This is a genomic window from Streptomyces sp. NPDC058457 (assembly GCF_042720695.1).
In the GTDB taxonomy this organism is placed as follows: Bacteria; Actinomycetota; Actinomycetes; order Streptomycetales; family Streptomycetaceae; genus Streptomyces.
Genome location: NZ_JBHXLU010000025.1, coordinates 108,498 through 121,306, shown reverse-complemented (window position 1 = coordinate 121,306; position 12,809 = coordinate 108,498). Strand labels below are relative to the sequence as shown.

At 72.2% G+C, this 12,809-nt stretch carries 11 protein-coding genes; 4 read left to right on the top strand and 7 right to left on the bottom strand.

Annotated elements, in window-relative coordinates; all coding sequences use genetic code 11:
* From ACFWPS_RS21465 to ACFWPS_RS21455, 3 genes are all read left to right on the top strand, one after another.
* Window positions 1–417, top strand: a 417-nt coding sequence (locus ACFWPS_RS21465; RefSeq protein WP_383707392.1) for a polysaccharide pyruvyl transferase family protein, incomplete at its 5' end; no start/stop codon positions are given.
* Window positions 414–965 (top strand): dTDP-4-dehydrorhamnose 3,5-epimerase, encoded by a 552-nt coding sequence (gene rfbC / locus ACFWPS_RS21460; RefSeq protein ID WP_383707390.1) that lies wholly within the window; start codon window positions 414–416, stop codon window positions 963–965. The genes ACFWPS_RS21465 and rfbC, both read left to right, overlap by 4 nt.
* 7 nt (window positions 966–972) lie before the next feature.
* On the top strand, window positions 973–2,298 hold the full coding sequence (locus ACFWPS_RS21455) for a glutamate-1-semialdehyde 2,1-aminomutase (protein ID WP_383707388.1): 1,326 nt from the start codon (window positions 973–975) through the stop codon (window positions 2,296–2,298).
* A 7-nt stretch (window positions 2,299–2,305) separates the two neighbouring features.
* On the opposite strand, the gene ACFWPS_RS21450 is transcribed toward ACFWPS_RS21455, so the two are convergent.
* The 7 genes from ACFWPS_RS21450 to ACFWPS_RS21420 form a co-directional block, all read right to left on the bottom strand.
* A complete protein-coding gene (locus ACFWPS_RS21450) occupies window positions 2,306–3,028 on the bottom strand; it encodes a phosphatase PAP2 family protein (RefSeq protein ID WP_383707386.1) in 723 nt (240 codons plus the stop codon).
* 112 nt (window positions 3,029–3,140) lie between these two features.
* Window positions 3,141–4,325 carry a flavin-dependent monooxygenase gene (locus ACFWPS_RS21445; RefSeq protein ID WP_383707384.1) on the bottom strand — a complete coding sequence of 395 codons (1,185 nt, stop codon included), beginning with the start codon at window positions 4,323–4,325 and terminating at the stop codon, window positions 3,141–3,143.
* A 121-nt stretch (window positions 4,326–4,446) separates the two neighbouring features.
* Complete coding sequence (locus ACFWPS_RS21440) at window positions 4,447–5,625, bottom strand: ABC transporter substrate-binding protein (protein ID WP_383707382.1); 1,179 nt, start codon at window positions 5,623–5,625, stop codon at window positions 4,447–4,449.
* 63 nt (window positions 5,626–5,688) lie between these two features.
* Window positions 5,689–8,232 carry an ATP-binding cassette domain-containing protein gene (locus tag ACFWPS_RS21435; RefSeq protein ID WP_383707380.1) on the bottom strand — a complete coding sequence of 848 codons (2,544 nt, stop codon included), beginning with the start codon at window positions 8,230–8,232 and terminating at the stop codon, window positions 5,689–5,691.
* A gap of 12 nt (window positions 8,233–8,244) precedes the next feature.
* Window positions 8,245–9,114, bottom strand: coding sequence for a branched-chain amino acid ABC transporter permease (locus ACFWPS_RS21430; protein WP_383707378.1), 870 nt, complete (start codon window positions 9,112–9,114; stop codon window positions 8,245–8,247).
* A gap of 165 nt (window positions 9,115–9,279) precedes the next feature.
* A complete protein-coding gene (locus ACFWPS_RS21425) occupies window positions 9,280–10,650 on the bottom strand; it encodes an FAD-dependent oxidoreductase (RefSeq protein WP_383707376.1) in 1,371 nt (456 codons plus the stop codon).
* Between the two features lie 225 nt (window positions 10,651–10,875).
* Window positions 10,876–11,943, bottom strand: a complete 1,068-nt coding sequence (locus tag ACFWPS_RS21420) for an alcohol dehydrogenase catalytic domain-containing protein (RefSeq protein ID WP_383707374.1) — start codon at window positions 11,941–11,943, stop codon at window positions 10,876–10,878.
* Window positions 11,944–12,000: 57 nt separating this feature from the next.
* Between ACFWPS_RS21420 and ACFWPS_RS21415 the strand changes: the two genes are divergently transcribed.
* A complete protein-coding gene (locus ACFWPS_RS21415; RefSeq protein ID WP_383707372.1) occupies window positions 12,001–12,807 on the top strand; it encodes an SDR family NAD(P)-dependent oxidoreductase in 807 nt (268 codons plus the stop codon).
* Window positions 12,808–12,809 lie beyond the last annotated feature (2 nt).

Genomic DNA, 12,809 nt, shown 5'->3' with positions numbered 1-12,809 from the left:
TGCCTCGACGCGGTGGACTCACCGCTGGTCACCGCCGCCGAACCGGCCTCACTGGCCGACCTGATGAAGGAGATGGCGGCCGCCGACACCGTGGTGGCGGTCCGCTACCACAACCTGATCTGCGCGCTGAAGACCGGCACACCGGTGCTCGCCCTCAGCTACGCGGCGAAGAGCGACGCCCTCATGGCCCGGATGGGCCTCGGCGCGTACTGCCACCCGGCGCGCGAGGTCGACGCCGACCGGCTGCTCGAACAGTTCCGTGCGCTGGAGAAGCGATCGGCCGAGCTGCGGCAGACGCTCGCCGAGCGGAACCTGGACGCGGCCCGGCAACTCGACCACCAGTTCACCGCGTTGACCGCCGCCCTGTTCCCGGCGCCCGACCACACCCACGCCCACGCTCGGCAGGAGTCTCCATGAAAGCGACCGAAGTCCCGGAGATCGCGGGCGCGTTTCTGTTCGAGCCGACCCCGTACGCCGACGAGCGCGGCTTCTTCTGCCGCACCTTCGACGCCGACGTGGTCCGCTCGGTGGGCCTCGACCCGCACGCCTTCGTCCAGGACAGCGTGTCGCGCTCGGTCCGGGGCGTGCTGCGCGGCCTGCACCTGCGCTCCGGCGCCGGCGAGGCCAAGCTGGTGCGGTGCTCGTACGGGCGGATCTTCGACGTCGTCGTGGACCTGCGGCCGGACTCGCCGACCTACCGCAACTGGGCCTCCTTCGAACTGTCCGGAGAAACACAACCAACTCTTTACATTCCCGCGGGATGCGCGCACGGTTTTCAGGCACTGACCGACACCGCCGACACCTCGTACCGCATCGACCGCCCGCACGATCCGGCCGAGGACGTGACCATCGCCTTCGACGACCCGGAGCTCGCCATTCCGTGGCCGCTGCCGGTCGCCCTGATGTCCCGACGGGACCGGGAGGCGCCGAGCCTCGCCCAGGTCCTGAAGCACAGAGAAAGCTGAGGTCCCCGTGGACACCGAAGAGCTTCACCTGCCCCTGTCGCGGACAGCCAACGAGCGGCTGCACGCCTTGATCCCCGGGGGCGCTCACACCTACGCCAAGGGCGACGACCAGTACCCCGAGAACCTGGCCCCGGTCATCAGCCACGGCAGCGGTGCCCACGTGTGGGACGTCGACGGCAACCGATACATCGAGTACGGCTCCGGCCTGCGGTCGGTCAGCCTCGGCCACGCCCACCCGCGCGTGGTCGAGGCGGTACGGCGGGAACTCGGCCGCGGCAGCAACTTCGTCCGGCCGTCCATCGTGGAGGTCGAGGCCGCGGAACGCTTCCTGGCCACCGTGCCGACGGCTGAGATGGTGAAGTTCGCGAAGAACGGCTCCGACGCCACCACCGCCGCGGTGCGCCTCGCCCGCGCCGCCACCGGCCGCCCGCGGGTGGCCATCTGCGCCGACCATCCGTTCTTCTCCGTCGACGACTGGTTCATCGGCACGACACCGATGTCCGCCGGCATCCCGGCGGCGACCAACGAGCTCACCGTGTCCTTCCCCTACGGAGACCTGGCCGCCACGGAGGAACTGCTCACCCGGTACCCGGAAGAGATCGCCTGCCTGATCCTGGAACCCGCCACCCACACCGAGCCGCCGCCCGGCTACCTCGCCGGCTTGCGCGAGCTGGCCGACCGGCACGGCTGCGTACTGGTCTTCGACGAGATGATCACCGGCTTCCGCTGGTCCGAGGCGGGCGCCCAGGGCCTGTACGGCGTCGTCCCCGACCTCTCCACGTTCGGCAAGGCGCTCGGCAACGGATTCGCCGTCTCCGCGCTGGCCGGGCGCCGCAGCCTGATGGAACGGGGCGGACTGCGCGATTCCGGTGACCGGGTGTTCCTGCTGTCCACCACGCACGGTGCGGAGACGCACTCCCTGGCGGCCGCGATGGCCGTGCAGACCACCTACGTCGAGGAGGGCGTCACCGCGCGGCTGCACGCCCTCGGTGAGCGGCTGGCCGCCGGTGTCCGCGACGCCGCGGCCGCCACGGGCGTCGGCGACCACGTCGTCGTCCGGGGCCGGGCCAGCAACCTGGTCTTCGCCACCCTCGACGGAAACCTGCAGCCGTCGCAGCGGTACCGCACCCTGTTCCTGCGCCGGCTCCTCGAGGGCGGGGTGCTCGCCCCGTCGTTCGTGGTGAGCAGCGCACTCGACGACGCGGACATCGACCGCACCGTCGACGTGGTGGCCGAGGCATGTGCGGTGTACCGGCAGGCACTGGACGCCGACGACCCCACCCCCTGGCTGGCGGGGCGGGCGGTGAAGCCCGTGTTCCGCCGCCTGGCGTGACGTGACGTCAGCGGCGCTCCCGCCGCCCTGCATCGGTGATCTGGTCGGCCATCCGGTCGGCCAGATGGTCGACCAGCCACGCGGTCGCCGGGATCACCGCCAGCGCGGTGCACCAGCCACCGAGGGCATCGGTCGGGTAGTGCGCGCCCAGGCCGACCTCCGCCCAGCCCATGGTGGCGCCGGCGACCAGCGCCGCGGCGAGCACGAGGGACGTGCCGGCCGTCCTGCCGAGGCCGAGCCGACCGGTCGCGACCAGCGCCGCCATGAGGGCGAGCGCGGTGAAGAAGGCGGTGTGCCCGCTCGGGTAGGACAGGTTGCCGGCGCCGTGGATGGTGCGTCCCACCAGGTGCTTGAGCAGCGTGGTCGTCCCCACGGTCAGGCCGGCGCCGGCCACCACGAGCACCGCTGCGCGGGGACGCCGAAGCAGCAGGCAGCCCGCCACGCCGGCCGCGATCACCATCACCGATCCCGCGGGTTCCCCCAGGAAGTCCAGGACCAGAGCGACGTTCCGCCAGGGCGGCCGCACGCTGTCCGCCGTCGGCGGGATGATCCAGCTGTCCACCCTGCCGGGCCCGCCGCGACCGGCGTACAGGACCCCGAGCACGACGACCACCGACGCGGCGAGCGCTGCGATCAGCCCGAGCCACGCGCGCAGCGACGGGGGCAGCACCGCGCGCGCCGCCAACTGGCCCTGGCCGGCTTCCAGGTCCGTTCCTGCCAGGCGATCCAACGCGAGCCCCCCGTCGTCTCCGCCCCCCAGCCTCTGATCGCCACCCTAACCGTTTGCGGCTGGTCCGGGTGGTCCGGGAAGCGGCCGGAAGACCGACACGAGGCTCCGGAAGCTAGAGGAACGGCGTCCCGGCGTCGAGTCCCGACAGCACCCTGCCGTACAGCTCCAGGTTGGCGGTCGGGTTGACGAACGAGTGCAGGCTCAGGGCGTTCAGGTCCCGCACGATCCGCTGGAGGGGCACCTCCCGGTGCAGGGACGAGGCGCCCGAAGCGGACCCGACCAGGTCGGCGGCCTCCTTGCACATCCGCACCAGATACCCGCACTGCGCCCTGATCCGGGCCCGCTCCTGCGTCGTGTACGGCTCCCCGCCGGCCGCCTTGGATTCGATCAGCGCCACGAAGTCGGCGGCGAGCAGTTCCGCGGAGGAGATCTTCATCGAGGCCTCGGCGAACTGGAGATGCGTCACCGGGGCTTCGTGCTGGCGCTCGTAGAAGGTGTACGTGATGCCCCGCTGATGGATGCGCTCGCCGAACTCCGTCAGAGCCGCCCGTGCCAGACCTAGGGCGTTCGCGGCCGTCCAGGCGCAGAACAACAGGAGCACCGGCATGCGGTAGAAGGGGTCGGCGCTGTTGCGCTGCGACGGAAACGAGCCCGCCAGCAACGGCCCTATCGGCAGGACGCGACGGGCGGGCACGTGAACGTCCTGGGCGATGACGGTGTTGCTGCCGCTTCCGGCCAGACCGGAGACGTCCCAGTCGTCCAGCACCTTGAGGTCCGCCATGGGGACCGCCAGCCACAGCATCTCCGGCGGGCCGTCCCCCGTGTCCGCCAGCGCGGTGAGCAGATGCCAGTCGGCGTCCTGACAGCCGGTCGCGAAGGGAGAGTTCCCGCTCACCACATAACCGCCGTCCACCGCAACGGCTTTCGAGCCCGGGATGAGCGTGCCACCGACCCGTACATCGGGTCCGGTGAAGATCTCGTCCTGAGCCTCGTCGGGGAACAGGGCCGCGATGAACGCACACCCGGCCTGGATCAGCGCCATGAACCCGGCCGACCCGCACGCGGCGGACACCTCGCTCAGCGCGTCGACCTGAGTCCGCAACGAGGTCTGGTGGCCCCCGTAGTGGCGGGGGACGTTCATACGGTGGATCCCGGCGCCCGTGAGAGCCTCGACGACCTCGCCCGTCACCCGTCGCCGCTGCTCCGCGCGCAGGGCGTGCGCGCGGATGAGCGGCCGGAGCTCGCGTACGCGTTCGACGAGTTCGGTGTCCGATCGAGATGCTGACGAACCGGCCAAGGGACGACCTCCGGTCTCGGGGCGCAGGCGAACCCTCACCGTTGCGCCGTTCCCGGCGACTGTCAACGCCCCTTCACCGCAACGAAGTTGATCCGCGCTCGACCCCTGTCGAGGCGGGCGGTCAGCCGCGTGCCGGGGGTGTGTAGAAGTCGCCGACGGAGGTCCAGACGCCGTTTTTCACCTCCACCTTCTGCACGCTGCGCGTGCCCAGGTGGTTGCTCGCGCTGAAGCTCATGACCGGCGACACTCCCGGGTCCACCTTCGTCGCCTTCTGGTACGCCGCGGTGAGGGACCGGGCCGTGACGGGGCCCTTGACCGTCTTCGCGATCTCGGCGAAGACCTTGGCGTTGCTCCAGCCCCACAGGGCGAGGAAGCCGGCGGTCTGGCCGGGCTCGTACTTGGCCATGGCGGTCCGGTACTCCTTCACCGCGGGGTCGTCGTCCGAGGGCGCCTTGACCAGCTGGACGGCCTTGAGTCCCTCGGCGGCGTCCTTGGCCAGGGCGATCGTCGACTCCGCTGCCACCGGGGCGTAGGCATAGGTGGGCAGGGAGAGGCCCTGCAGCTTGGCCTCCTTGAGGAAGGCGGCCGCCTCGGGCGAGGTGAGGATCAGGATGACCGCCTGTGGCTTCGCCGACTTCACCTTGCTGATCACCGGGGTGTAGTCGGTGGTCTGGTACTTGACCGGCAGCCGGTCGACCTCGACGGAGGGGTCCAGCTTCTTCGCGACGGGCGCCACCTGCTCGGCGACGTTCACGAACGCGGCCGGGTCGCTGTGCACGACGAGGATCTTCCTCGCGCCGTCCTGCACCGCCCACGCGGCGACCGCCGCGGCCTGGTCCTCGTAGAGGGTCTGGGTGCCGAACAGGCCGGCGCGCGGCGGCTTGTACCAGTTCTCGGCGCCGCCCACCTCGTTGAGGACCGGCACCTTGGACTGGTTGAGGACGAACGGGAAGGCTGCCTCCGCCTGGGAGGTGCCGTTCGCGTTGACGATGGCCACGACCTTGTCCTGGCCGACGAGTTCACGGGCGATCTGCACGGTCTGCTGCGGATCGGCCGCGTTGTCCTTGACGGTCCACTCGACCTTGCGGCCGTTGATGCCCCCTTGGGCGTTGAGCATCTTGAAGTACGCGTCGGCACCCACCTTCTCGGCCACGCCGTACGTGGCGGTGGAGCCCGTGAGGGGCAGCCACGCGCCGATGTGGATCTCGGAGGAGTTGCTGCCCGCCGACGCCGAGTCCTGACCGGCGCACGCGCTTGCGGTCAGCGCCATCGCGGCGAGTACGGCTGTCGTTCCCGCCACGCGGCGGAATCTGCTGATTGTCCGGAACACGGTCCACCTCGTTCACAACGTTCTCAACGGGATTCACTTCACTCGGGAGGTCCGGGCGGTGGCCGCCGCGGTCGTGGCGGGCACCGGGCCGCCGCTGAAATACGCCGATTCCGCCAGGGCCGCGAACTCCGGCTCGCCCGGCCGTCCCCGAGCGGCGACGACGCCCTCGTGCAGGACGGCCACCTCGTGGCAGACGGCCATGGCCCGGCTGAGCGACTGCTCCAGGAGCACCACTGTCAGGCCCTCGTGGGTCAGCCCGGTCAGCCGGTCGTAGACCTCGTCCACCAGGGCGGGGGCCAGCCCGAGAGCCGGTTCGTCGACGATCAGGACGTCCGGCCGGACGATCAGCGCGCGGGCGATGGCGAGCATCTGCTGTTCCCCGCCCGACAACCCGGCGGCCGGGACGGACATCCGGTCCCGCAGCCGTACCGGCAGCCACTGGACGGTCTCCTCCAGCCGTTCGCGCAGCGCCGACCCGGTGATGCCGGCCGCGTACGCCGCGACCTCCAGGTTCTCGCGCAGCGACAGCGTCCTGAACAGTCCGCGGCCTTCGGGTGCGAGGCTGGTGCGGACGGCGCCGTCCGACTCCCGTGCGCCGTGGGCCGGCCGGAGCGAGCCGTGCAGGATGCCGGCGAGGGTGCTCTTGCCCGCACCGTTGGCCCCCGCGATACCGAGCACGCTTCCTTTCCGCACGTCGAGGTCCACGTCCCGCAGGGCGACCACACCGCCGTACGCATGACCTGTCCTGCGCAGCCGGATCAGGCTCTGCTCACCCACGGTGTCCGGCAGTCGGGCCCGGTTGCCGACCGCTCCCAGATAGGACGACCGCACCTTCGGATCCTGGAGCACGGTGTCGGGGGTGCCGTCGCCGATGGTGCGGCCGAAGTCGAACGCGAGCACCCGGTGGGCGACGGAGAAGAGGTCGTCGAGGACATGGTCGATGACGACCACGGCGGTGCCGTCCGCGTTGAGACGGCGGATGTGCCCTGCCAGCAACGCCCGTTCGCTCGCGTCGAGCCCGCCGAAGGGCTCGTCCAGGATCAGCAGCCGCGGCCTTTCGGCCATCGCCCGCGCGAGATCGAGGCGCTTCTGCAGGCCGAAGGGCAGCTCCGTGGGGTGACGGTCGGCCACGTCCGCCAGGCCCACGGAGTGCAGCAGCTGCGCCACGGCGTCCAGGTCGCCGGCCCTGACACGGCGGCGGGTGCACAACACGTTCTCGGCGACGGTGAGTTCGGAGAACACCTCCGCGTGCTGGAAGGTACGGCCGATCCCCAGCCGACGACGCGCGGTCGCCCTGGCCCTCAGCAGCGGCCGGCCGGCGAAGTCGGCCGACCCGCTCACACGTCCGCTGCCGGTCAGCCCGGACAGCACGTTCAACAGCGTCGTCTTTCCAGCCCCGTTGGGCCCGATGACGGCCAGGATCTCGTCCTGCCGCACGGACAGCGAGGCATCCTCCAGGGCCTTGAGGCCACCGTAGGAGACGGACACGTGCTCCAGGTGGAGGAGGGCCGGACCTTCGGATCCGGGGGCGGGTTCGCGGACCGGTGCGGACGGCTCGGGGACCGGAACGGACCGCTCGGGGGAGGGGGGATGCCCTGCCTCCGGCCTTCGCGGCACGCGCCTCAGGACCCGTCGCGCCGGTCCGGCGAGGGACGGTACGACGCCCGCGGGCAGGAAGAGGAGGATCGCGATCAGGACGACGCCCTGCACCACCGGCTGGGGCATCCCCACGGTGGAGGAGAGCGAGGGGCTCCAGGTCAGGTAGACGCCGCCGGCCACGGCGCCGAGGACCGAGCCGACCCCGCCGAGGACGCACGCCGCGATCAGGGAGATGCCGAAGGCGAGCGAGAACGGGTCCGGGCTGACGAACCCGGTGATCAGACCGAGCAGCACGCCCGCGAAGCTCGTGGACGCACCGCTCACCGCGAACGACAGCGACGACTGGGCCTCCGGCGCGATACCGACCGTACGGGCGGCCATGGGATGGGACTTGGCGGCCACCAGCCGCATCCGCAGCGCCGAGGCGCGGGCGGGCACGGCCAGGGCGAGGACCACGGCCGCCGCGCCCACCGCGAGGTACTGGGCCTGCGTGCCGCCGCCCGGGAACGTGCCGAGGCCGAGGGCACTGCGCAACTGGAGCACGGGAACTCCCTGGTCGCCCCCTGTCACGCTGCTCCACCGGTTGACCAGCTCCAGGATGACCGTGGTGAAGGCGAGGGTCAGCAGGGCGATGTAGAGCACCGAGAACCGGGCACCCGCGTATCCGAGGAAGGCGCCCAGGGCGGCGCCGGCCGCGACCGCCCCCAGGACCACCGCCTCCAGGGCCCAGCCGTGCGCGCTGCCGTACGCGGCGAAGTAGGCGCCGATGGCGAAGAACGCCGGGTGGCCCACCGACCAGATGCCGGACCAGCCGGCGAGCAGACCGACCGACAGCACCACGATCGTGTACACGGCCGCCAGCGCCACCGAGTACATCTGGTACGCCGGGATCGCGCCGGCCGCCATGAACACCATGAGTACCGCGCCGGCGGCCGGTCCCAGGGCGGCCCTCGCCAGGACGGAACGGTTGAAGACCATGGATGCGACCCCTCAGACGCGCTGGAAGGTGCGGGTGCCGAACAGGCCCTGCGGGCGGATCAGCAGCACCAGCACGGTGAACGAGAACACGAACGTGTCGCGGAAGCTGGCGGAGACGTAGTTCGCCGCCAGGTTGTCCAGGACACCGATGGCCAGCCCGCCGATGACGGCGCCGTACATGCTGGTCAGACCGCCCAGGAAGATCCCGGCGAAGGCCCGGAACAGCGGTGCGGTGAGCGCCGTGGTCGCAAGGCCGGAGCGCGGCGCGTACAGGCACGCGGCGAGCGCCGCGAGCCCGAGGCCGAGGGCCCAGGAGATCCGGGCGAGACGCTGGGCGCCGAGGCCGACGACCCGCGCCGTCCCCGGCGACTCGGCCACGGCCCGCATGGCCGAACCGAGCGTGGTGCGGGCGAACAGATAACCCACCAGCGCCATCGCCACCGCGGCGACACCGATCGTCACCAGGCTCTGCACCGGCAGGGCCGCGCCCGACCAACGCACCGTGCCGTCCACCAGGCTGGGGAAGTCCCGGGGCTGTTCGCCCCAGACCGATCCGGCCAGGTTCTCGGCGATCAGCGAGACTCCCATGGTCACGACCAGCGCGGAGAACAGCTGTCCCTGACCCAGCGGCCGGATCACGGTCTCGCGCACCAGCAGGCCCGCCGCGACGGTGACCGCGACCGCGGCGAGGAGGCCGAACACCGTCGCCACCCCGCGGTCGTGGAGCGAGACCGCGACATACAGGCCCAGCGTCGCGAGCGACGCCATCGCGAAGTTCACGACATCCGTGGCCCGGTAGATGATGACCAGCCCGAGGCCCATGAGGCCGTACACGGCTCCACTCGCCACACCGCTGACCAGGACAAGCAGGAACTGGCTCACAGTCCCTCCCTAGGGGAAGAGCGCGTTTCACGCCATGCGTGCGGGATTCACGGGCACGGCAGGCGGCGTTAAATCAAAGTGAACTCAATTCAGTACGCTAGGCACTGCGGTGCCGGACGGGCAAGACTCGTGCACGGGATTTGTGCCGAGCCCGCCCGCGCCGTCTCAGCGGCCGCCGGTCGTGGGTTTCCCGGCGAGCGCGGTACGAGCCGCCGCCAGCCCGAAGACCAGGGCGGGGGCGAGGCCGCCCGCGTAGGCGCGCCGGTACAGCCCGCCCGCGTCCGCGCCTGCCGCGAGCAGCCCCGGGACCGGACCGTCCCCGTCGGCGCCGCCGTTGCCCCGCGCCGACAGGACGCGGGCCCCGGCGTCGATCAGCAGCCCCGCGAAGGTGAACGTGACCGCCGGGGCGGCCTCGATGACGTAGAAGGGCGGTTCGTCCAACGGCTGGGAGTCCAGCAGCCGTTCGGGTGCCGGGGCGCCGCCCGCTGTCGCGATGGCGTTGAACTCCTCGATGCGGTCGCGGATCGCGGCGCCGGGATACCCCCACTCCTCGGGCATCGAGGCGAAGTCCTCCAGGTCGTCCGCCACCGCGCAGCGGGCACCGGCGCGATGGCACAGCTGGAACTTGTCGACGCCCGGGATCCCCTCGACGTACGAGGCGCTGATCCACTCCCGGTGCACGCGTGCGTCCGCGACCAGCAGACCGCGGGCCTGCGGCCGGTCCAGCAGGGCCATGGCGGTGAGGTGGTCGCCCACCGTCTCGTCGACGAAGCGCTCACCCGTGGTGTCGAACAGCAGGGCGTGCTCGCTGTAGTAGAGCGCGAGGTCGACGAAGCGCGCCGAGTCGGCGAGGGAGACGTCCGCCGGCATCAGATGGCCGTAGAAACCGGCGTCCTTCTGGCCGAACTCCGCGCCCACGGCCCGGCCGAGCGCGAGCCCGTCGCCACGGCTGTGGGGGTTGGCCCGCAGGCCGACGTCCGCGGCCTGCGGGTGGAGGTGCCGGGCGCGCAGGCCGGGATCGCCCTGGAAGCCGCCGGTCGCGAGCAGGGTCCAGGTGGCCTCGATGCGGCGCGCCGAGCCGTCCGGCATCAGGCACTCGGCCCCCGTCACCCTGCCGTTCTCCGTCAGGAGCGTGCGGGTCCAGGTGCCGGTCAGCACTTCCTGGCCCCGGTCCCGGACCAGTCGTTCGCAGGTGTCGAGGTAGTGGTTGGTGTCGACCTGATGCCCGCGGCCGAAGCCGAGAACGGGCACCGGCGGCCTGCACTCCACGCCGAGCGACTGAACCCAGGCCACACCGTCGGCGAACCCGTCGACCAGGGCCGCGGCCAGCTCCGGATCGCCGTCGGGATTGACCCGGCGCAACTCCTCGACGGTCGGGGCGGTCCAGATGAAGCCGGCGAAGCGGGCGGAGCCGCCGACGCGTTCCGCCTTCTCCACCAGCACCACCGAGCCGCCCTCGGTCGCCACCCGGGCGGCCGCCGAGAGCCCCGCCATGCCGCCGCCGATCACCAGCAGATCCACCGTGTCCGCACCCATGGGCAGCCCACCGCCTTCGTGTCGCTGAATGAGACACGACGCTAATTGAACTCACTTCTGTAGTCGAGGGGTCGGTGTGGATGCGCTGCGGCGGTACGGTTTCGGCCGGGCCGACGCCTCGGTCGGAAGCCCGGTCGGAAGCCCGGTGGGAACCCGGTCGGAAGCCCGGTGGGAACCCGGTCGGAAGCCCGGTGGGAACCCGGTCGGGAACGCGGTCGGGAAATCTCAGTCGGGAACGACGACGGCGCGCCCCCGTACCGCGCCCGCCCGCAGCCTCTCGAACGCTTCCAGGGCGCTCGACAGCGCGAACCGCTCCACCTCCACCCGCACGGCCCCCTCGCGGGCCAGCGCGACGACCCGTTCGAGTTCGGGCACGGTTCCCCAGAAAGGCAGTGAGATCCGCGTCCCGGGAGGGAGCGCCCCGGGCTTGCGGACCGTCAGTTCGCCGCCCCCGCTGCCGACCACTGCCAGCTCCCCGCCCGCCCGCAGCACGGCGACGGCGAGCTCCAGGCTGGAGCGGCTGCCGACGAAGTCGAGCACGGCCACGGCGCCCGCGCCGCTCGTCCGCGCCCGCAGGACCTGGGCGGTGTCGGGCCGCAGCAGCGTCCCGAAGTGCGCGCCGCAGGCGTCGGCCAGGGCCAGCGCCTCCTGCCGTACGTCCACGGCCAGCACCTGCGCGGCCGTCGTCGCCCGCAGGATCTGCACCGCGAGGTGCCCCAGCCCGCCGACGCCGAGAACGACCACGCTCACGCCGTCGGCGAGCGCGTGCCCCACGGCGGTGACGGCGTGGTACGCGGTGAGCCCGGCATCGGTCAGCGGCGCCGCCTGGACCGCGTCCAGGTCGCCCACCGGGACCAGCAGCCGCCCGGACGGGACGAGCAGTGCGTCGGCCATACCGCCGTCGCGGCCCAGTCCCGCCCCGGTGCCGGTCAGCTCCTGGTCGAGAGCCGTTCGCCGGTCGCAGTAGTTCTCCGCGCCCGACGTGCAGTGCGCGCACCGCCCGCAGCCCCAGGGCCCGTACACGGCCACGCGCTCGCCGACGGCCGGACCCACGGCCCGCGGGCCTCGCGCCGCCACCCGGCCGGCGACCTCGTGCCCGAGGGTGAACGGAACTCGGTAGGGGAGACCCCCTGGCGGGCTGCCGATGACGTGGAGGTCCGACCGGCACAGCCCGGCCGCCTCGACCCGGACCAGCACTTCCTCGCCCGTGGGCACGGGGCGCGGCAGCTCGGTGAGGACGGCCGGCCCGCCCCACCGCGTCAGCCGGACCGCTCTTGTCCCGCCTGTTGACATGACCGAAACGGTAACAAAAATGAAGTCAGTTCAATAGAGCGGGAGAGGGGTGACGCTGTGGGTGACGAACGCGGTGGCGGGAGGGCCGGACGCTTCGGCGGACGGGTCGCTCTGGTCACCGGTGCGGGCTCCGGCATCGGAGCGGCGGTCGTCCGGCGGCTCGCCGGGCAGGGCGCCGAGGTCTTCGCGGCCGACATCGACGGCACCGCGGTCGGGACCGTGACGAAGGAGCTGTCCGGCGCGCACGCGGTGACCATGGACGTCGCGGACCGTGCGCAGGTCGACCGGGCGTTCACGGAGGCGGCCGGGGAGCACGGGCGGCTGGACGTGGTGGTGCACGCGGCCGGCGTCGACGACCCTGTCGCGAAGGAGTGGATCGCCGAGGCGCTGCTCGACGACCGGCCGCCCGAGGTGACCGCGCGGCTGGGCGACGAGGCATGGCGGCGCGTGCTGCGGGTCAATCTCGACGGGACCTTCCACGTGCTGCGCGCCGCACTGCGCGTCATGGTGCCCCGCAGGTCCGGCGCGGTCGTCACCGTCGGTTCCTCCTCGGCCTTCGACGCGGTGGCCGGCTATCCGCACTACGCGGCGTCGAAGGCGGGCGCGCACGCCCTGAGCCAGGCGGTCGCCAAGGAGGCGATCGCGTTCGGCGTGCGCGTCAACACGGTCGCGCCGGGGCCGACGGAGACGGGCATGGCGGCGCGCACGCCCGCGCCGCTCCGACGGGGCTTCGCCGACCCGCGGGTCCGGCCGTACGCGACGCCGGAGGAGATCGCCGACATCGCGCTGTTCCTGGCGAGCGAGGACGCGGCGAATCTCGTGGGAGCCGTCCTGCTGGCCAACGGTGGCCGGTTCACGGTGTGAGG

Bases quoted from the DNA above. Each gene is read 5' to 3' on its own strand.
- ACFWPS_RS21425 (WP_383707376.1), bottom strand. From the start codon at position 10,650: ATGGGTGCGGACACGGTGGATCTGCTGGTGATCGGCGGCGGCATGGCG.
- ACFWPS_RS21435 (WP_383707380.1), bottom strand. From the start codon at position 8,232: ATGGTCTTCAACCGTTCCGTCCTGGCGAGGGCCGCCCTGGGACCGGCC.
- rfbC (WP_383707390.1), top strand. From the start codon at position 414: ATGAAAGCGACCGAAGTCCCGGAGATCGCGGGCGCGTTTCTGTTCGAG.
- ACFWPS_RS21420 (WP_383707374.1), bottom strand. From the start codon at position 11,943: ATGTCAACAGGCGGGACAAGAGCGGTCCGGCTGACGCGGTGGGGCGGG.